Origin of the sequence: Streptomyces caniscabiei (assembly GCF_014930365.1) — a bacterium.
Lineage (GTDB): Bacteria > Actinomycetota > Actinomycetes > Streptomycetales > Streptomycetaceae > Streptomyces > Streptomyces caniscabiei.
Genome location: NZ_JABXWI010000009.1, coordinates 215,270 through 234,632 on the forward strand (window position 1 = coordinate 215,270; position 19,363 = coordinate 234,632).

The following is a 19,363-nucleotide window of genomic DNA, read 5'->3' on the forward strand; positions in this document are numbered from 1 at the left end:
CCGACGCCCTCGGTCCGGCGAACCCACGGTGAACCTCGATCGCCGACATCACCGCCGAGTTCTACGGCTTCGGTTTCGCCATCGACGTGATCCGCGAGGCACTGCGCCCCGAGGACCACATCCTGGTCGTCACGAAGGTCGGCGCCGACCCCGACCCCACCGCGCGAACGCCGCGGCCGACCCGGGGGCCTGGCCCGGGGGCCTGGCCCGGGGACCCGGTCTGGGGACCGGTCTGGGGACCCGGCCTAGGGACCGGTCTGGGGCGCTGTCCTGCCGAATGCCGAATGCCGAATGCCGAATGCCGGGCGCTGGGTTCAGTCCGTGATGACGGCGTCGCGGTGGATCCAGGTGGGGTCGTGGGCCGCCTTGTGCAGGAAGTCGGCGACGTCCGCGCGGCTGATCGTCGGGTTGCCCTTCATCGGGAGACGGTCGTCGGCGCGATAGCCGCCCTTGGCGGGGCCCTTGGTCAGCATGGTCGGGTAGACCAGCGTCCAGTCCAGGCCGCTGGAGCGGATCGCCCGCTCGGAGATCGCCTTGTTCGCGTAGATGGTCCGGAGGAAGGTGCGGTAGAAGATCTTCTGTACGAGGCTCGCCGAGCGGTAGGTCTCGCCCACCCCGAACGAGGACAGCCACACCAGCCGGGCGACGTTCTGTTCCCGCGCCGCGCCGATCACGGCCGCCGCGGCGCGGGTGAACAGGTCGTCGGCCCGGATCGAGGTGCTCCTGCCGAGCGCGGAGACGACGGCGTCCTGCCCGACCATGGCTTTCGCGACGTCACCGTGCGAGGTCGCGTCCCCGGCGACCACGGTCACCCGGTCCGCCAGGTCCTCCAGTGCTTCCGGCCTGCGAGCCAGGACGGTGACCCCGTCGCCCGCCGCGAGGGCCAGGTCGACGACATGGCGGCCGGTGGGACCGCTCGCACCGAGGATCAGGAGATTCATGGGAGCGTCCTTCGTCTGAGGATCGGAAGAGCGGGGTGACGACTCGAGGGTCGGGGTGCGGGGCGACGGCCGGGCGGAACCTGCCGTTCATGGAGGCGAGCCTGCAAGACCCGCGCCCCTCCGGCGAGCCCGTGGCACCTTCCTGCCAACGGCATACTGAACGCATGGCACAGGTCATCGAACTCCGCGGTGATGTCGAGTTCTGGGCCCGGGTCGGGCCCCTGGCGGAGTCGGACGTCGGGGAATGGGTTCACATCGCCCACGATCTCGACACCTGGCCCGGAGCCCGTGAGGCCGCCCGCCGCCAGATGCGCCTCGGCAAGGTGCACCGGGCGCGCAAGCTGTACAGCCCCGCCGTTCTCGCCGACGAGCGCGACCGGGACGCCCTGCGGGAGATGGCCGCGTCCGGCTTCCGGATCCGGATCGCCACGGCCCCCCTGCCGCAGGGCACCGTCATCATCGACCGGCGGACCATGATCCTCACCGACCCGGCGTCCTCCGCGCCGGGCGCCCAGCAGCCGCGGACATACACGATGAGCGCCTCGCCGGCCCTGATCGGCGGCACCTACGCGCTCTTCGAGGCCGCCTGGGAGAGCGCGGCCGACCTGTCCACCTTCCTCGATCCGCAGCGGCCCCGCATGGGCGCCGGTACCTCCAAGGTCCTGCGCGCACTGGTCTCCGGCGCCACCGACGAGGTGGCCGCACGCGAGCTGGGCATGTCGCTGCGTACCTACCGCCGCCGGGTCGCGGAACTGCTCGTCAGCCTGGACGCGGCCTCACGTTTCCAGGCGGGCGTACGGGCGGGGGAGTTGGGCCTGACCCGCGGATGATCGGCGCCGGGTCGGCGGTGAGGCAGCGGGGGTGGGCGGTGTGTTCCGCGTGTGGCCGGTGGGCGCGCGGCGGGAGATGGGGGCTTCGGCACGGCGTGACAAAATAGGGGGCCGTTCGTCCGTCCTCCGATGCTGCGAGGTTCTCCGTGAGCAAGCCCGTGGCCCGCGAGCCGTTGCGCCGTAATTCGCGGTCCAACCGGGCGCGCATCCTGGCCACGGCCCGTGAGGAGCTGGGGCGGAACCCCGATGTCACGCTGGAGGAGCTGGCGCGGGCCGCCGGCGTCGTCCGGCGCACCCTCTTCGGGCACTTCCCGGGGCGGGCCGCGCTGCTGGAGGCGCTCGCCGAGGAAGCCGCCGAGACGTTGCGGAACACGGTCGAGGCCGGGCCGGAGTCGGGGGATCCGGCGGAGCCGGCCGAGCGGGCGCTGGCGCGGTTCGTGCTCCGGATGTGGCCCGTGGGCGACCGCTACCGGATGCTGCTGGCGCTCGCCCGGCGGGACCTCGGCTCCGAGCGCGTCGCCGAGGTGCTCGCGCCGGCCCGCGAGGCCGCCACGGCGATCCTGGAACGCGGGCAGCGGGACGGCGTCTTCCACTCCCGTCTGCCGCCGGCCGTGCAGAGCGCCGGCCTGGAGGCGATGCACGTCGCGCTCCTGGAGTCCGTCAACACCGGTGCGCTGGAGGACGACGGGCACCGGATCGCCACGACCACCCTCATCGCGGCCGGAGTGCCGGAGGAGCGGGCGAGTGCGGTGGTCGAGGAGGTCGCGTCGGCGCTCGCCACGGCACTTCCGGCGGACGGCGCCTGACGCCTCTCAGGCCGAACCGTTCGCGACGACGCCCGGTGGTGCCCCCGGCGTCGTCGCGGCGGTAGGTGACCGACTTGCCGGAGAAGCGCCACGCCGTGAGGCCCTGCTCCCTGGTGGTGACCGAGCGCAGCCGGAGGCCGCCGAGACGGTCTTCGTCGTGGTGACCTCGAAGCCGAGCGTGGTCAGGACGCGGGCGCGGATCCGGCCGGAGCCGTAGCCCTGGGTCGGTTCCAGGCTCGCTGTCATCGTCCGACTTCATCAATCCGGCCATCTCCAGGACGAGTTAGGTCATCGGGAGCGGGCGAGCGGAGCCGTCGGCGGGGATGACGCACACCGTGATGTCCACCCGGTCCAGGGTGGCGTACGGGATCGGGGTTTCGGGCGGGGCGCTGGGGCGACCCGGTCTTCCGTACGTGCGCGACCTTCGCGGTGGCGGTGTCGGGGGCGACTCCGGCGGTGATGAGGGCGGCGGCGCCGGTGCCGTCGTCGGACCAGAGGCCGCGGTTGACGCAGTCGAGCAGGCCCAGCAGATGGGCCTCGACGGCCCGGGTGAGCGGGGCGGGCGGGAGGGTGGTCTGGAAGACGCCCTGCCGGTGGCCGTGTGTGAGCACCCTCGTGACCAAGTCGCGGGCGGGGGACAGCAGTTCGTCGACTCGGGCGGGGGCGAGGTCCTGGCCGCGCGCCAGCCGGATGAGGGTGCGGTAGCGGTCGCCGACGGGCCACACGGTGAGGACGCATCGCGCCAGGTCGGCGGCGGCGTCGGGGGTCTCGGCGGGGGCGTCCGCGACGGCCCGCCGGATCGCCTCCGCGGCCTCGGCGGCCAGGCCCTCGACGAGCGCGGCCCGGCCGGCGAAGTGGACGTAGACGGTGCGCCGGGCCACACCGGCGGCAGCGGCGATGTTCTCCAGGCTGCTGTCGGGGTCGCGGGTCAGCTCCCGCCGGGCCGCGTCGAGGATCCGGGCGCGGGTGGCCCGCGCGTCCCGCCGCTGCGCCGAGGCCGCGGCCGGACGGGGAGGAGGTGGCGTCTCGTGGCGCTGTGGCGGAGACGGCCTCGGCCTCGCCGTCGGTGTTCGTGCTGGTCGGCTGGTCACGTCGGTACCTCGGGGGTGGGTGGGAGGAGGGCGCATCGCGATATTTGCACAGCAGTGGGCAATAAACTAGTCTGCACATCGATGGGCAATTAAGTGATTCCGCTCGTCGTACCCGTCCTCTAGGAGCTACCGATGCCCTTCCTCGCGAACACCCCCGTGGAGAAGATGACCGGGCCGTACGCGCGGCGCTGGTGGGCGCTGCTCGTGCTGTGCCTGAGCCTGCTGATCGTGGTGATGGCGAACACGTCGCTGATCGTCGCGGCCCCCGACATGACCACCGACCTGGGCCTGAGCAGCAGTGATCTGCAGTGGGTCGTCGACGGCTACACCGTCCCGTACGCGGCGTTGATGCTGGTGCTGGGCTCGATCGGCGACAAGTACAGTCGGCGCGGTGCGCTGGTGCTGGGTCTGCTGATCTTCGCCGGCGGTTCGGTGATGGGGAGCATGGTCGACGAGACCGCGCTGGTCATCGCGGCCCGCGCGATCATGGGTGTCGGTGCCGCGGTCGTGATGCCGGCCACGCTGTCATTGCTGGTCGCGACCTTCCCGCGGAGCGAGCGCGTCAAGGCCATCACCGCGTGGACCGCGACCTCGGGCCTCGCGATAGCCGTCGGGCCGCTGGTCGCCGGCTGGCTGCTGGAGGACCACGCCTGGGGCTCGACCTTCCTGATCAACGTGCCGATCGCCGTCGTCGCCGTGGTCGGCGCGCTCGCCCTGGTGCCGCCGTCCAAGGCGGAGGGCATGGGCCGGATCGACTACGTCGGTGGTCTGCTGTCGATCGTCTCGGTCGGCTCCCTGGTGTACGCGGCCATCGAGGGCCCGCACTTCGGCTGGGGCGCCGGTCCCGTCACCGCGGCCGTGGTCGCGGGTGTCGGTCTGCTCGCCTTCGTCGCCTGGGAGTTGCGTCACCCGCACCCGATGCTGGACGTTCGCAAGTTCGCGCTGCGGCCCTTCAGCGGCTCGATGCTCGCGGTGCTGTTCTTCTTCTTCGGCACGTTCGGCGCGATCTACTACGCGACGCAGTTCCTGCAGTTCGTCCTCGGCTACGGCTCCCTGGAGACGGGTGTACGGCTGCTGCCGCTGGCCGGTGCGGTGTTCGTCGGCGCCATGGTGACCGGGAAGCTGACCCCGAAGCTGGGGGTGAAGGCGATGGTCGTGACCGGCATGCTCGTCGGTACGGCGGGCGTGTTCCTGCTCACCCAGATCGACAAGGGTTCGGCGTACGGGGACTTCCTGGCGCCGATGATGATGCTGGGGTTCGCGATCGGACTGAGCGTCTCCCCGGCGACCGACACGATCATGGACTCCTTCCCCGAGTCCGAGCTGGGTGTCGGCGGCGGTGCCAACGACACCGCGCTGGAACTGGGCGGGGCACTGGGCATCGCGGTGCTGGGCTCGCTGCTGGGCACGGCCTACCGGGACGAGCTGACCGATCTGGTGGGCAACCGGCTCCCGGGCGAGGCGATGGAGGTCGCCCAGGACTCGGTCGGCGGTGGCCTGGCGGTCGCGGAGCGGGTCGCGCAGGATCCCTCGGCCGGGCCGCAGCAGGCGCAGGCCGTCGTGGACGCCGTCCACCAGGCCTTCGCCCACGGGGTCGCCCAGACCAGCCTCATCGGCGGGATCATCATGGCCGCCGGCACCCTGATCGTCCTCGCGGTCCTGCCGGGCCGGCGCGGCTTCGCCGAGACCGAGAAGAACGCGGAGCCGGTGGCCGGGACGACGGCGAACGAGACGGCGACGGCGGACGAGGCGGCGGTGGACGAGGCGACGGCGGACGAGGCGGCGGCGGAGCGGGAGCGGGCCGGGTCCATCCGCTAGATCGCCGGGCGGGGCGAACGCCTCACCGTCCTCGGCCTCCGGGCCGCTCCGGGGCTCGAACTCCGGGGTGGCCCGGAGGCCGAGGGCCGTGAGATGACGGCGGCGGTCGCCGCAGAGGCTGCCGTGGCCGGTGCCCCCTGCGGCGACAGACCGCCGCCGCTCTCCTCAGCTGCTCGCACCCCCCCCCGCGACAGAGCTCCGCACGTCACGCCCGCCCCCCGACCCCCCTCACGGCGCCGGCGTGAGTCCCAAGTGCTCGGCCGACTGTCTCAGGGCCTCGACCAGTGCCGAAGTCCGGGGCTGGGGGCCGGACGGGGAGGCGGGCCAGGTGGCTGCGATGCGGCGGTGGCCCGCCACCGGGACCGTGGGCAGGGCCACGGTCTCCGGGGGTGCGTCGGTGAGGGCCAGGGTGGGGACCACGGCCGCGCCGAGGCCCGCCCGGACCAGGGACAGCGCGGTCGGGAACTCCCGAGCGGTGTGGGCGCGGTTCGGGGTGAAGGCGTACTGCGCGGAGATGCGCGCCAGGGCGCGGCCGCACGCCGTGCCGGGCGGTGCGGTGACCCAGGGGCGGTCGGCGAGTTCCCTGACCGAGCGGGGCGTCGGTGACCAGTCGGCCGGGGTGACCACGCGGTACGCGTCGTCGGCGACCGGCGCGGACGCCAGGTCGCGCCACTGCTCGTGCGGGTCGGGATCGTCGCCGTCGTACTCGACGACGAGCAGGTCCAGCCCGCCGGTACGCAGCTCGCGCAGCGCCTCGGGGCCCTCGGCCTCCACCACCCTCGGCTTGAGTTCCGGGTGGGTGCGGGCGAGGGCGGCGAGGGCCGGGACGAGCAGATGGCACACCGCCGAGGAGAACGCGGCGACCGTCACCGGCCCCGTCGAACGGCCGGTCAGCTCGGCGAGTTCACGGCGGGCCTCCGCCAGTTCCCGCTCGATCCGTTCCGCCCGCGCCGCCAGCAGCCGTCCCGCCGGGGTCAGCCCCGCCCGGCGCCGTGACCGGTCCACCAGCGGTTGACCCACCTCCCGCTCCAGCTGCGCCAGATGCTGCGACACGGCCGACGGCGTCAGATGCAGCACCTTCGCCGCGTCCACCACCCCACCGCGCAACGCCACCGCACGCAGGACGCGCAGCCGACGGGGATCCAGTTCCATAAGCCACACTGTAGTGCTGCTTCAGTAAATCTTGCTTGTGATGAAGTGGCACTACAGGGAGGATGCGTGGCATGAGCACCAAGTCACGGCGGATCGTCGACCTCAGCCACCCCATCCGGCACGGAATGATCACCTACCCCGGGCTGCCCGGCCCCGAGATCGGCGAGCACCTCACCCGGGAGGCCTCGCGGAAGATCTACGCCCCCGGCACCGAGTTCGCCATGGGCCGCATCTCGATGGTGTCCAACACCGGCACCTACGTCGACAGCCCCCACCACCGCTTCGACGACGGCCAGGATCTCGCGGGCCTGCCGCTCGACCGGCTGATCGACCTGGACGGTGTCGTCGTACGGGTCGAGGGCGTCGCCGACCGCGGCCGGGCCGTGGACCGGGAGGCGCTGCTGCCGTACGACGTGAGCGGCCGGGCGGTGCTGATCCACACGGGCTGGGCCCGGCACTGGGGCACCGACCGCTACGGCCACGGCCACCCCTACCTCACCGCCGACGCGGTGGCCTGGCTGGTCGAGCAGGGCGCCGTCCTCGTCGGGATGGACACCCTCAACATCGACGACACCGACGACGGCACCCGCCCCGCGCACACCGGCCTCCTCGCCGCCGGCGTCCCCGTCGTCGAACACCTGCGGGGCCTGGAGCAACTGCCCGCGCGGGGCTTCCGTTTCCACGCCGCGCCGCCGGCCGTCGAGGGCATGGGGACGTTCCCGGTACGGGCGTACGCGCTCCTCGACGCGTAGCCGAAAACCGGTCGGCGCGGGCGGTGTCCGGGGCCCTAGGCTGACGCCGTGACCGATCTCGACATCAAGCGCGTGGACGGTGCGGCCGGGGACGAGGAACTCGAGGCCTGGCGGCACGTCCACAACACGATCATCCCGGCCCACCTGCTCTCCCTCGACGACGTCCGCGAGCGCGCCGTGCGCAACCACCTCGAACTCGCCCACGCGGACGGCGTCCTCGTCGGCAACTCCACCGTGCGTCCGCCCGAGGGGGACGGCGCGACGGCCATGGTGATCGCGCGCGTGCTCGCCGAACACCGGCGTCGGGGGTTCGGCGAGCAGCTGTACGAGCGGGCGGTGCGGCGGGCGCGCGAACTGGGCGCCCGGACGATCGAGACCTGCGTCCTGTCCTCGAACGAGGACGGCCTGCGGTTCGCGCTCGACCACGGGTTCGTGGAGACCGAGCGCTATCTGCTGGACGGCGACACGATCCCGTGGATCGACCTGCGGCTCGACGACACGGGTCCCTCTTCCTAGCGCCCCGGCCCTACAGCTTCCCGGCGATGTCCAGCGCCGCCACGTATCCGAAGGTCATCGCCGGGCCGATCGTCGAGCCGGCGCCCGCGTAACTGTGGCCCATCACGGCGGCGCTGGCGTTGCCCGCCGCGTAGAGGCCGGGGATCACCGTGCCGTCCGGGCGCAGAACCCGGGCGCGGGCGTCGGTGAGCAGTCCGCCCTTGGTGCCGAGGTCGCCGGGGACGATGCGCAGGGCGTAGAACGGCGGCAACCACAGTGGTGCCAGGCAGGAGTTGGGCGTCACGGACGGGTCCGAGTAGTAGTGGTCGTACACGCTGTCGCCGCGCCCGAAGTCGGTGTCGTCGCCCTGCCGGGCCAGGGAGTTGAAGCGGTCGACGGTGGAGCGGAGGGCGGCGGCGGGTACGCCGATCGCGCCGGCGAGCGCGTCGAGCGTCCACTCCTTGTGGACCGCCCCGGCGTCGTACCACTCGTCGGGGAACGGGAAGGTCGGCGCGATGTCCTTGAACAGGTACCGGTTGCGGTAGTTCTGGTCGACGATCAGCCAGGCCGGGATGTGCGAGGCGGACGAGGTGTCCTTCTCGTACATCGTGTGGACGACATCGCTGTACGGGCCCGCCTCGTTGACGAACCGCGCACCGGCCTTGTTGACCAACAGCCCACCGGGCAGCGTGCGTTCGGCGAGACAGAACCAGGCCTGGCCCGGGGTGTCGACGGCCGGACCCCACCAGGCGTCGTCCATCAGCGCGACATCGGCACCGGCGCGCTGGCCGGCCCGTATCCCGTCGCCGGTGTTCTCCTTGGCCCCCACCGACCACTTCGTGCCGACCGGCTGCTCCTGGTACTGCGCCCGCATGGCGGCGTTGTGCTCGAAACCGCCGGAGCCGACGACGACGCCCCGGCGGGCGCGGACGAGACCGGCGGAACCGTTGCGGGTGACGACCGCTCCCGTCACCGCCCCGTTCTCCAAGTAGAGGTCGGTCAAAGGGGAGTTGAGCCACACCGGCACATTCGCGCCGAGCAGCCCGGCCCGCAGCCCGCCCGCCAGTGCCTGCCCCATCGTCAGCGGCTTCTGCCCGAGCAGGGCGGCCTTGGTGCCCCGGGCGAGACACTCGGTGGCGACGGCCAGCCCCTTGGCGCTCACGGCGGTCAGCGCGAGCCACTTGTAGTCGGCGCTGAACACCACCATCCCGGCCGGCGTGGCCAGATAGGCGGGATTCAGCCGCGCCAGCTCCTCGCCCAGCAGGTTGCCGTCGAACTGGTCCGGTTCGATGGACCGCCCGTTCGGCAGCCCGCCCGGCAGCTCCGGGTAGTAGTCGCTGTACCCCTCCATCCAGCGGAACCTGAGCGGGCTGTTCGCCATGACGAACGACAGCATGGCGGGCCCTTGGTCGAGGAACGTCTTCTGCCGGTCGGCGGGCACGTCGTCGCCGACCACGGCCGCGAGGTACCGCGCCGCCTTGGCCGGGGTGTCCGGCACCCCCGCCGCCTTGATCACACTGTTGTTGGGCAGCCAGATCCCGGCCCCCGACCGCGCCGCCGACCCGCCGAACGTCGGCGCCTTCTCCACGACGACACAACTCAAGCCCTGCTTCGCCGCCGTGAGCGCGGCGGTCATCCCGGCCGCGCCGGAGCCGACGACGACCACGTCGTAGGTGCCGAGCAGGGGCGGAGCGGCGGCGACGGCGGTCCCCGCGAGCCCGCCGCCCGCGGCGACCGCGGCCCCGGCCCCCGCGGCCGTCCCCAGCACCCGCCGCCGACTCGGGCCCGCCTCGGGCCCCGTACGTCTCTCAGGATCCGCGCTCTTGGACATGCGGCGCTCCAGCCTCGCGAAGGGACGGGTGGCGGTGCTGATCCCCCGGCGGCAACGCGACAACGCTCCCGTACGCCCCGGGCTGTGTGCGGAGCCTCGAATCTGACGTGAAGGCATGGTGAAGTCAAGACACGCGTCGGGCATGGTGCTTGTGGGGTGCGAACCACGCGTGGACCCTCCTCTCCCCAGGGCGAGCAGGGCGGTCGGCGCGGTTCGTTTCGCGGGGTGGGCGGCCGGGAAATGTTCCGGCAGCGTGTTCTCGGCCCACGGGCCGAGGGAGGGGGAGCGCTGTGTATGACCTGGCACGGGCACCGACCCATGTCCGGGCGCCCGACGGGCGGTTGCTGAGGGTCGAGTGCTCGGGGGATCCCGCTGGGCGGCCCGTCTTCCTGTTCCACGGCATGCCCGGCAGCCGGGTCGGCCCCCGGCCGCGGCCGATGTTCCTCTACCAGCGGGGGACCAGGCTCATCAGCTACGACCGACCCGGGTACGGGGGGTCCGACCGCAGACCCGGCCGGCGGGTCGTCGACGCCGTGGAGGACGTGACCGTCGTCGCCGACGCGCTGGGCGTGGACCGCTTCGCGGTGGTGGGCCGTTCCGGCGGCGCCCCGCACGCCCTGGCCTGCGCGGCGCTGCTGCCGCACCGGGTGACCCGTGCGGCGGCGCTGGTGACGCTGGCGCCGCAGGACGCCGCCGGACTCGACTGGTACGCGGGTATGGCCTCGTCCAACGTCCACGAGTTCCACTCCGCGCTCACCGACCCGCAAGGCTTCACGGCCCGGCTGATCCCGCGCTCGGCGGCGATCCGCTCCGATCCCGCGCGGCTGCTGGAGCAACTGCGCGACGACCTCACCGTCGAGGACCGGCTGATCGTCTCCGACAACGGCATCCGCTCGATGCTGCTGCGCAACTACCAGGAAGCGCTGCGCACTTCACCCTACGGATGGATCGACGACGCGCTGGCGCTGACCTCCCCCTGGGGGTTCGAGCCCGGCGAGATACGGGTGCCGGTGCTGTTCTGGTACGGCGCGAAGGACGTCTTCTCCCCGGCGGCCCACTCCTCCTGGCTCGCCGACCGCATCCCCCGCGCCACCGCTGTCCTCGAACCCGCCGCCGCCCACTTCGCCTCGCTCCGGGCCTTGCCGGGGGTCCTCAGCTGGCTCCTCCGCGGCACCCTGCTGTCCCTGGCTCCGTCGGTCTGATCTTCGGGCGGCCCCGCGCCGGGGCCCTCACACCGCCAGCGGTTCCAGGTCGCGGTAGACCCGCCGGCCCTGCGCCACCAGTTGGGTGACACCACTGCCCTCGCCCAACTGGCGTTTGAGTTTGGAGAGTTCGGCGACCACCGCCTCGCGCTGCCGGTCGGCCTCGGCGACCCGCCCCAGGGCGCGCAGCGTCAGTGTGGAGTTGGCGACGACGGCCAGGGCCTCCGGGTGGTGTTCTCCGAGCACCTCCTTCAGAACGTCGCGGGAGGACTCCTCCAGGACCCACGCCTCCTCCGCGCGGCCCTGCTCGGCCAGGACGTTGGCGTAGTTGGTGCGGCAGAAGAGCGTGTGGGGATGGTGCTCACCCAGCACCTCGACCATGCGGAGCATCACCCGCAGGAACACCCGCCCCGCCTCTTCCGCGTCCCCGCAGGCCCAGTGGTAGACGCCCAGGTTGTTCAGCGCGGCCTGGGTGTACGGATGCTCCTCGCCCGGCACCTTGCGGTACTCGGCCAGCGCCTCCAGCGCGATCCGGCGCGCCTCCTCCCGCTTGTCGGCGGCGTAGAGGTCGGCCGCCAGGTTCAGGTCGCAGGCGAGCGAGTCGGGGGTGTGGGCGTCGTACTGCGCGTGGTACTGGTCCCGGGTCGCCTGCGTCAGACGGTGCGCGTCCTTGAACTCGCCCGCCCGCCTCAGCGACACGGCCAGCGACTTGGCGCAGCTGAGGGTGCCGGGGAAGTCCTTGCCGAGCACGCGCTTGTGGGCCTCGTACGCCCCCGACAGCAGCGTGACCGACTCGGTGTAGTGGCCCACCTCGCGCAGATCCCGGCCGAGACTGGAGGCCGACGACAGGGTGTACGGGTGGTCGGGGCCGAGAACGTCCTTGCGGCGGAAGTAGGTGTCCTGGTCGATGTCCCGGGCGTCGTCGTAGCGCCCGACCATGCGCAGGGCCAGCGCCAGGTTGTTCGCCGCGCTCAGCGTCCGCGGGTGCGCGGGGTAGAAGGTTCGGCTGAACCCCTCCCGTGCCTCGCGGGCCAGCTTCTCCGCCTTGCCGTACTCGCCCAGGGCCGCGTAGTCGCTCGCGAGGGACGAGGTGGTGATGTACGTGTGCGCGTCCGAGGGCCCCAGCACTCGCCGCTGACGGTCCAGCAGATCCCGGTCGATCTCCTCGGCCTCCACGTAACGCCCTTGCGAGCGCAGCACGTTGGCGAGCTGGCAGCGCAGATACAGGTACTGCCGGTGGTCCTCGCCCAGTTCGGGCTTCCAGTGCACCAGCAGATCGTCGGCGAGGCGCTGGGCGCCCGGGAAGTCCCCGCGCTTCCACATGTAGCGGACACGGTCGATGAGCAGCCGGCGGGGTTCCGACTCCGTGCAGTTGCGGATGTCCGAGGCCCGCAGATGGGGCCAGATCACCTCGAACCGCGGCCAGTCCTCGGGGTTGTCGGTGGGCTCGTCGTCGTCGGGCCGGGCGCCCGCGAGCACGGTGTGGACGATGTGCCGGGCGTGGCGCTGCTCCTCCTCGGTGAGCTGGGAGCGGATGACCGCCTGCACCAGCCGGTGGATCTGGACGCTGTTGCTGACCTGGTCGACCTTGGCGAGGGCGAGCCTGGCGATCTCGCTGATGGCCCGGCCCACCATCAGGCTCTCCTGGAAGGCGGGGTCCACCTTGCGCAGCTCGTCCCGCATCTCCTTGCTGTAGAGCAGACGGGACGATATCGGCTCGGGCGCCATGAACGCACACAGCTGAAGCAGCCGCACCGACGCAGGAGAACGTTCCTGCAGTCGGGCGATGGAGATGTTCCAGGTCGCGGCGACCGTGGTCGGGTAGTCGGTGGGCTGGTTGAGGTCGAGCACATGGGTGGTCTGCTCGGCGAGCTCGCTGAGGTACTCCTCAACCGGTGTGGCCGTCTCGGCGAGCCACGCGGCCGCCTGTTCCACGGCGAGCGGGAGGTCGCCCACCGCTTCCGCCACCCGGTCCGCCTCCTCGGCGCTGAGACCGGGCGCCCTGAGAGAGAGGTGCTCCACGCTCTCCTGGCGGAGGAACACGTCGACGGGAAGCGACGCGCCCTGCTGCGCCCAGGCCTGGTTCCGGGAGGTGACGAGGATGTGCCCGCCACCGCCCGTGGGGAAGAAGCGGGTGAGTTCCTCGGGGTTGTCGGCGTTGTCGAAGACCAGTAGCCAGCGCTTGGTCGGCACGCCCCGGCCCAGCATGCGCACGGCCTCCTGGCAGGCCAGGGCCATGTCGTCACCGCCGGGGGCGCCGATCCGGGAGCCGAGTTCGGCGAGCGAGGCCACCACGTTGTCGATGTGCTCGGCGGAGACCCACCACACCAGGTCGTAGTCGGCCATGAACCGATGCACGTACTCCAGCGCCACCTGAGTCTTGCCGACGCCGCCGAGCCCGAACAGCGCCTGGGGGCGTGGCAGTACGACGGAGATACCGCCGCGGAGCTGTTCCCGGAGCTGGTCGAGGATCACGCTCCGGCCGGTGAAGGTGGTGTTGCGTTGGGGCGCGTCCCAGATGTCGGGGGCCCGGCCCGGGAACCTGGCGTCCGCCCCCCCGGCGGTCACGGGCTCGGCCCGCAGACGCAGGACCTCGTGGAGTCCGTCGGCGCCTTCCGCCTCGCCGAGCCGGTGCAGGTCCACCACGTCGGTGTAGGCGCCGGTCGGCCGGACCTCCTCCACCCGGGCCAGGGCATGCAGGGCGGCCGGGGCGTTCTGGACGGCCGTGGTGAGGGCCTGGCGGACCGTCTCCGCGTGACGGGACTTGTCGAAGGCGTGCGACAGCAGGAGCAGGACCCGGGTGTCCGGGGCGGGGGGCTCCGGCGGGCCGGTGGCCACGTCGTGCAGGGTGACGCGGCAGCCGGACCGCTTGAGCACGCCCTCCACCCACTCGGCCCACATACGGTTCTCCGCCGCGTGGACCACCAGGACCTCCACGGCCTGCGTCTGCGGCAGCTGCCGGGTGAACGCCTCCAGGCAGCGCAGCCGCACCTGTTCCGGCACGGACGGCAGCGTGGTGACCTCGTCGTCGGAGAGCACCGAGGTCAGGCGTTCGAAGGCGGACAGCAGGGAGTTCGCGTTGCCGCTCCTGTCGCCGACGGTGGCGAGCATCTCCTCGTAGGCGTAGTAGGGGCGGTAGGGGATCTCGACGTTGCCCCAGTACGCGTCCAGCGCCTCGGGTGCCAGGTCCTCACGGTCGGCTCCCTTCGGTAACCCCTCGAACTTCAGCCGGGCCAGCGCCCGTCCCGCGTCGGCTTTCTCCTTCTCGGCCTCGTCGACCCGCATCGGGACCGGCAGCACCCGGATCCATCGCTTGCCGTACCCCTTCTCGGCGCTGTGCGCCACGGCGGCCGCGCCGTCCAGCGCCTGGCCGCTGAGTGTGAAGCAGTCGACGAGCACGTCGGGCATCTGGATGGTGCAGATGTCCGCGTTGTCGGACAGGCCCGTCCGGCTGTCGATGAGGACGTAGTCGTAGGACGCCTTCATGTCCTCGCGGAGCGTGTCCAGGAACAGGCCTCCGCCCAGCCGCTCGTAGAAGTTGTCCCACTCGAAGGACGACACCGTCGCCGAGTACTCGCGGTTCTGCCGCCCGGCCGACAGGAAGTCGAGGGAACCGCCCTCCGGGAACGCCAGGTTGAGGCGCTCGGGGGTGAGCGAGATGGCGTGGTCCTCGACCCGGGCGTAGTCGCGGTGCCAGGCACCCGGACGTGGCCCGCCGGTGGTCGCGGCCCAGCAGTAGTCCGTGATGATGTCGATCACGCCGGAGGTGGCGGCGAGCACGTTGGGGTCCAGGAACGGCTCGAAGAAGCGGTGCAGCCCCGGCGCCTCCAGATCCCAGTCGACCGTCAGGACCCGCTTGCCGTTCGCGGCGAGGATCCATGCCGTGTTGGCCAGGGCCATCGTGCGGCCCGTACCACCCTTGTACGAATAGAAGGTGATGATCCGTCCACGCTGCCCGGCCGTCATGCTTCTCCTCCGTGATCGGAACCCGCGGCGGGCTGCTGCGGGTAGGTGGGGCCCATGAGGCGGGGCTGCGGCAACTGTGGGCCCTCGGGCGGATGCGCCTGCGCGTGCCTGAGGTACTGGCGGGTCGTGTGCGCCGCCAGGGCCGGCAGCACGTCGGCGAACACCTGGAGCGAGGGCACGCCGTTGGCCGCGATCCGGCAGTCGGTCCGGCGCCCCCGCTCCAGGATCAGGGGGAGAGTGCGTTCCAGCTTCGCCTTGACCTGCCGCCCTTCCGCGCCGTGGCACTCCTCGTCGCTGTGGTTCCAGGGGACGATCGCGCCGACCCAGGGGCGGGCGTTCGCGTCGAATGCCTTCAGCCTGCGCCGCCGGTCCTCGTCGAGGACCGCCCAGCAGTCCACCAGCAGGATCGCCGGGTGGCCCGGTTCGGGCTCCTCGGCCCCGGGGTGCTCGTCGGGCCCGCCGGCCGTCAGCTCGTCGGTGGTCGGATCCTCGTTGTCGAAGTCGGACACCGTGATCCGGTAGTCCAGCGACCGGATCAGCTCCTCCGCCAGCGTGGCGATGGACCGTGGTGTCTCGTCGCCGTAGGGGTTCCACTGCAGGGAACTCTCGCCGTAGCGGCCGTTCTTCCGGGTCTCCGGGACCCGATGGCGGGCGGGGGCCGCCACCGTCAGATGGATACGGCGGGGTCCGTCCCCCGGGGGAGCGAAGGCGCTCGGCGTGGACTCGAACGGCCGGGGGGTGCTCGACGGCAGCGGCGTCTCCTCGGCGACCTGCACGATGCGCTGGGCGAGCGTGAAGACCGTCTCGTCGTACTCGTCCCGCAGCCGCTGGAGTTTGATCAGTCCATAGATCCCGTGGTCCAGATATCGCTCCCCGAACGCGTTGCGCTCCACCTGCAGATGGCGCACCGACTCGGGCAGCCGGTCCATGCCGACACGACTCCACAGCGCCGGCACGATCGCCGGGATGTCGCCGGCGCCGGCGTCCCGGGCCTGGCGTATGCGGTCGCTGAAGGCGAACCATTCCCGACCGCAGGCCTCGCTGCTGAAGTACCGCGGGGAGTACAGCGGCACGAACACCCGGCAGTGCGCCAGGTTGTCGCTGAGCCGGACCGGCCAGCCCTCTCCCGAGCGCATCTCCCGGTCCATGAAGCCCGCGGGGGTGCCCGCCGGCAGATCGGTGATGGCCAGGATGTCGGCGCACAGATCCTTGTAGAGCTTGTAGACCCAGTGATCCGGGTCCCCGCTGTCGGGCCCGGACGGAGTGTGGGCATAGCTCAGAAAGAAATAGGGCCGGTTGTCCGGTGCGCCTCGCCCTCGTACATGTCTGTTCACGCGCCCCCCGCCTGTCGATGCCCTCTGTTCCCCCGCCGGAGAGTCATCTGGCCGGAACCAACAATGTGCCCGACCACCCCCGTGACCGCATGGCTTGTTTCACGTCATTTGTCAGCGATATCCGGACATCAGCCGAGCTGCGGTGTCGACAGCGTCCCGCATGTCCAGGAGGAGTGCGGGCTTCCCCGCCCATTCCCCCACCCCGAGCAGCTCACGCGGCACCTGTGCTCCGATCTCCCTGAAGTCACCGTCGAACAGGGCGAGATCCTCGTACTCGAACCAGTTGCCCTTCTCCTCCAGCACACAGCGGTACGTCCGCGTCGGCGGGGGTGGGCTGGTCCGGTACTCGGCGAGGTGGAACGCCGTGCAGACTTCGAACCCCACGCGCAGCAGGAGTATCTGGGCCCCCGCCGTGTACAGCGCGGCCATCGGGGAGCGCTCGCCGAGATGGCACTGCGGGTCGTGGTCGGCGAGCAGCTCCGCCGCGCGGGCGCCGAGTGCGGCGAACGAAGTCTGGGGGTGGGCGCTGCGCACGGCGCCCGGTGTGCTGCGCACGCACTCGGCGAGCGCGCCCATCGCCGGGCAGGGAGTGGCGTCCTTCTCGAACGGCAGCATTCCTGCCCGGAACTCGGCTTTCTCCCGCTCGGTCATGCCCTCCGTGAACGCCTGGTACTCGCGGGAGGTGTCGGAGTTCTCCGGGGTGAAGGCCGGGACGACGAGGGTGCCGCCGGGGCCCAGGGCGCTCAGCAGCGCGTCGCGTACGGCGACGGGGGCGAGGCCGGTGCCGCTCAGCGAGGAGTGGACCATCAGGACGCCGCCGGGGCGGACGCCCCACTCGGCCAAGTCGTCGCGGAGCCGGGCCGCGAGGCCCTCCTCCCGAGTGGCGTCACCCATGCAGCGTCACCCATTCTCTTCGTAGTTCCTCTGCCAAGTGAACTCCAGACTCGGTGAGTTGGGCATCCTGCAAATCGGTGAGGCGGTCAATGGTGTCGCGGGCCCGGCGCAGTTCCTCGGTGCGGGCGGCCGGGTCGGTCGCCGCTGTCGCCCGGCCGATGGCCTCGCTCGCCTCGTCGAGGAGGCGTCCGGCACCGGTACCGGGCACGTTCAGGTCCGCGATCTGGCGCAGGGCGGCGAGCCTGGACCGCCGCAGCAGCCGGGGCAGTTCGCGGGCCAGCTCCTCGGGCTCGAAGTCGACGGCCACGCCCAGGGCGCCCGGTGTGTCCGTTCCGGGCAGCAGCAGTCCGGCGCCTGCCGCGAGGGGCGTGATCGTGGTGCAGAGGGACGCGTCGGGGCCGGGCGGCCGGCTCGGGGCGTCCGTCTCCGGAGCGTCGTACGCGGCGCGCAGCCGCTTGCCGAAGAGGGCCAGGTCGCTGGGGCTCAGCGGGGTCGCGACGGGCACCGGGTAGCAGTCGCGGTACGGGTCGGCGTCGTCGATGAGCAGCAGTGGTCCGTCCGTGAGGTCCGTCGAGCGCAACGGGCGCCATTCGACGTGCAGTTCCCTGCCGTCCTGATCCGTTCCCGTCACCTGGAGGCCGTCCGCCGTGACCACGCACTCGACCCGCCCGGGCGCCGAGAGGCGCAGGGTCCCGAGGGTGGGGAGGTGGAGGTCCCGGTCCGGCTGCCACCAGGTGAGGGCCGCTTCCGTCTCCGCGAGCACGGAGGCCGCCACGGCCGTCGCCGCCAGCCGGGGGAGGTCGGTGTGACCCTCCAGGGCACGCAGCAGCACGGGGCGCAGGTAGGGGTGGGCGAGCACGGTGTCCAGATGGGCCGCAGCGGCGGCGTCGGAGTCCAGCGCGACCAGGAGCCCCCAGGTCGCGTCCCAGTCGGGGTGGCCGGACAGCTCCGAGTTCACCCGGGCCAGCAGGGTCCTGTTCAACTCCAGCTGGGCCAGTCGCAGGTCTTCGGTGTCCGCGACCGCCGGGTGCAGCGCGCGCTCGGTGATCCGCTCGGCGATGCCCTCGACCAGGCCCCGCAGGTCGGAGCAGAACACCGAGGGGTTGTCGAAGCCCTTCTCGGCGCTGTAGCGGTGGGCATAGAGGCCGCCGCCGCAGGACTCCACGACCGGGCAGCGACGGCAGGTCTCGCTGACGCCCGCGATGCCCAGCTGCCGGGCGCGGACGCCGGGGTGCTCGGCGAACTCCGCGAAGCCGTGGCGGAAGACGTCGTAGCCGGTGGCGGGGGCGCCCTCGTACGCGGTCTTCAGTGAGTCGGCCTGTTCGAAGGTGCCGTCGGTCTCGATGACCGCGAGGTCGGACGGGGCGAGCCCGAGTGCCTCCGTCAGGCTGGGGCCGCCGCGCAGGGTGCTGAGGACCGAGTCGAACGTCCGGACCGGCATGGGGCGTCCCTGTTCCACCCAGCGGTCGAAGATCTTCAGCAGCCAGTCGGCGTAGGGCGTCCCCCCGCCATGTCCGGGAGGGGGGCTGTCCCACGTCGAATGCGGGAGGAGGTAGTCGACGCGGGGCGGTTCGAGGGCGGTCAGCGCGTCGTGCACCGCGACCGGGTCGTTGGCCACGTCGACCGTGCACAGCAGACCCTGGAAGAGGTCCCGGTACTCCGGCAGGCAGAGGAGCCCGATCGCTCGCAGCACCCGGTCGTAGCTGCTGCGGCCTCGACGGTCCAGCCGATGGCGGTCGTTCGCCACCCGGTCGCCGTCGAGCGAAATTCCGATCTTCACACCGAATTCCCGGAACACTTCCAGGTGCCGCTTGTTCAGTTGTACGCCATTCGTATGAATGCGCAGGTCCAAAGTCGTGACCGGCGACAATACCCGGGTGAGTTCCTCGCACATGTGCCGTAGCCGGGCCGGTCCGGCGAGAAGTGGTTCTCCCCCGTGCAGAATCACGGCGACGGATTCCAGTTCGCTGTCGGCCGCGTATTCGGCGAGCCGGCGAGCCACTTGCCCGAGGGTCTCCTCGGCGATCACCACCGGCCGCCCACGCCAGCTCTGGTCGGCGTGTTCGTACACGTAGCAGTGGTCACATGCCAGGTCGCAGCGGCTGTGCACCTTGAGGACCAGTTGCTGGATCGATCGCTGGCCGCGGAAGTCCGTCACTTTCCCGGAGTGTACGCGCCGACCCGACCGGGCGGAGACGGAGAGAGACCCCAACGTCCTTGATGATCAAGGAGGTTGGGGTCTCGGATGTGA

General features: G+C 71.9%; 14 protein-coding genes. 6 read left to right on the forward strand and 8 right to left on the reverse strand.

Annotated features, from left to right (window positions below; translation table 11 throughout):
* Positions 1–314: 314 nt before the first annotated feature.
* On the reverse strand, positions 315–941 hold the full coding sequence (locus tag HW837_RS25245) for an NAD(P)-dependent oxidoreductase (RefSeq protein ID WP_193380053.1): 627 nt from the start codon (positions 939–941) through the stop codon (positions 315–317).
* A gap of 164 nt (positions 942–1,105) precedes the next feature.
* Between HW837_RS25245 and HW837_RS25250 the strand changes: the two genes are divergently transcribed.
* Both HW837_RS25250 and HW837_RS25255 read left to right on the forward strand, forming a co-directional pair.
* Positions 1,106–1,771 carry a helix-turn-helix domain-containing protein gene (locus tag HW837_RS25250; protein WP_193380052.1) on the forward strand — a complete coding sequence of 222 codons (666 nt, stop codon included), beginning with the start codon at positions 1,106–1,108 and terminating at the stop codon, positions 1,769–1,771.
* Between the two features lie 146 nt (positions 1,772–1,917).
* Positions 1,918–2,577, forward strand: coding sequence for a TetR/AcrR family transcriptional regulator (locus HW837_RS25255; protein ID WP_045557379.1), 660 nt, complete (start codon positions 1,918–1,920; stop codon positions 2,575–2,577).
* Between the two features lie 242 nt (positions 2,578–2,819).
* Here the strand turns inward: HW837_RS25255 and HW837_RS25260 are convergent, their stop codons facing one another.
* Positions 2,820–3,668, reverse strand: coding sequence for a TetR/AcrR family transcriptional regulator (locus tag HW837_RS25260; RefSeq protein ID WP_313895579.1), 849 nt, complete (start codon positions 3,666–3,668; stop codon positions 2,820–2,822).
* A 132-nt stretch (positions 3,669–3,800) separates the two neighbouring features.
* Here HW837_RS25260 and HW837_RS25265 point away from each other — a divergent pair, with 132 nt between their 5' ends.
* Positions 3,801–5,486, forward strand: a complete 1,686-nt coding sequence (locus tag HW837_RS25265; protein WP_193380050.1) for an MFS transporter — start codon at positions 3,801–3,803, stop codon at positions 5,484–5,486.
* Positions 5,487–5,714: 228 nt separating this feature from the next.
* Here HW837_RS25265 and HW837_RS25270 read toward each other — a convergent pair whose 3' ends face one another.
* Positions 5,715–6,638 (reverse strand): LysR family transcriptional regulator, encoded by a 924-nt coding sequence (locus HW837_RS25270; RefSeq protein ID WP_045557841.1) that lies wholly within the window; start codon positions 6,636–6,638, stop codon positions 5,715–5,717.
* A 71-nt stretch (positions 6,639–6,709) separates the two neighbouring features.
* Between HW837_RS25270 and HW837_RS25275 the strand changes: the two genes are divergently transcribed.
* Both HW837_RS25275 and HW837_RS25280 read left to right on the forward strand, forming a co-directional pair.
* Positions 6,710–7,390, forward strand: coding sequence for a cyclase family protein (locus HW837_RS25275; RefSeq protein ID WP_234442522.1), 681 nt, complete (start codon positions 6,710–6,712; stop codon positions 7,388–7,390).
* Positions 7,391–7,438: 48 nt separating this feature from the next.
* Positions 7,439–7,906: a GNAT family N-acetyltransferase gene (locus HW837_RS25280; RefSeq protein WP_177261769.1), complete on the forward strand. Its 468-nt coding sequence runs from the start codon at positions 7,439–7,441 to the stop codon at positions 7,904–7,906.
* Between the two features lie 10 nt (positions 7,907–7,916).
* Here HW837_RS25280 and kstD read toward each other — a convergent pair whose 3' ends face one another.
* Complete coding sequence (kstD, locus tag HW837_RS25285; RefSeq protein ID WP_193382441.1) at positions 7,917–9,716, reverse strand: 3-oxosteroid 1-dehydrogenase; 1,800 nt, start codon at positions 9,714–9,716, stop codon at positions 7,917–7,919.
* A gap of 290 nt (positions 9,717–10,006) precedes the next feature.
* Between kstD and HW837_RS25290 the strand changes: the two genes are divergently transcribed.
* Complete coding sequence (locus HW837_RS25290; protein ID WP_045557845.1) at positions 10,007–10,918, forward strand: alpha/beta fold hydrolase; 912 nt, start codon at positions 10,007–10,009, stop codon at positions 10,916–10,918.
* Positions 10,919–10,945: 27 nt separating this feature from the next.
* Here the strand turns inward: HW837_RS25290 and fxsT are convergent, their stop codons facing one another.
* The 4 genes from fxsT to fxsBH form a co-directional block, all read right to left on the reverse strand.
* Positions 10,946–14,884 (reverse strand): FxSxx-COOH system tetratricopeptide repeat protein, encoded by a 3,939-nt coding sequence (gene fxsT / locus HW837_RS25295; RefSeq protein ID WP_193380048.1) that lies wholly within the window; start codon positions 14,882–14,884, stop codon positions 10,946–10,948.
* Entirely contained in the window at positions 14,881–16,218 is a 1,338-nt protein-coding gene (locus HW837_RS25300; protein WP_159040885.1) for a TIR-like protein FxsC, read from the reverse strand. The genes fxsT and HW837_RS25300 overlap by 4 nt, the downstream gene beginning before the upstream one ends.
* Before the next feature lie 111 nt (positions 16,219–16,329).
* A complete protein-coding gene (locus tag HW837_RS25305) occupies positions 16,330–17,112 on the reverse strand; it encodes an AAC(3) family N-acetyltransferase (RefSeq protein ID WP_237270354.1) in 783 nt (260 codons plus the stop codon).
* Positions 17,105–19,270, reverse strand: coding sequence for a radical SAM/SPASM protein FxsBH, inactivated beta-hydroxylase extension form (gene fxsBH, locus HW837_RS25310; protein ID WP_193380047.1), 2,166 nt, complete (start codon positions 19,268–19,270; stop codon positions 17,105–17,107). Before fxsBH ends, HW837_RS25305 begins: the two co-directional genes overlap by 8 nt.
* Between the last annotated feature and the right edge of the window lie 93 nt (positions 19,271–19,363).

Excerpts from the sequence above, each read along its gene's own strand:
- HW837_RS25305 (WP_237270354.1), bottom strand. The coding sequence starts at position 17,112 with ATGGGTGACGCCACTCGGGAGGAGGGCCTCGCGGCCCGGCTCCGCGAC.
- HW837_RS25250 (WP_193380052.1), top strand. The coding sequence starts at position 1,106 with ATGGCACAGGTCATCGAACTCCGCGGTGATGTCGAGTTCTGGGCCCGG.
- HW837_RS25265 (WP_193380050.1), top strand. The coding sequence starts at position 3,801 with ATGCCCTTCCTCGCGAACACCCCCGTGGAGAAGATGACCGGGCCGTAC.
- fxsT (WP_193380048.1), bottom strand. The coding sequence starts at position 14,884 with ATGACGGCCGGGCAGCGTGGACGGATCATCACCTTCTATTCGTACAAG.
- HW837_RS25275 (WP_234442522.1), top strand. The coding sequence starts at position 6,710 with ATGAGCACCAAGTCACGGCGGATCGTCGACCTCAGCCACCCCATCCGG.
- HW837_RS25245 (WP_193380053.1), bottom strand. The coding sequence starts at position 941 with ATGAATCTCCTGATCCTCGGTGCGAGCGGTCCCACCGGCCGCCATGTC.
- kstD (WP_193382441.1), bottom strand. The coding sequence starts at position 9,716 with ATGTCCAAGAGCGCGGATCCTGAGAGACGTACGGGGCCCGAGGCGGGC.
- HW837_RS25270 (WP_045557841.1), bottom strand. The coding sequence starts at position 6,638 with ATGGAACTGGATCCCCGTCGGCTGCGCGTCCTGCGTGCGGTGGCGTTG.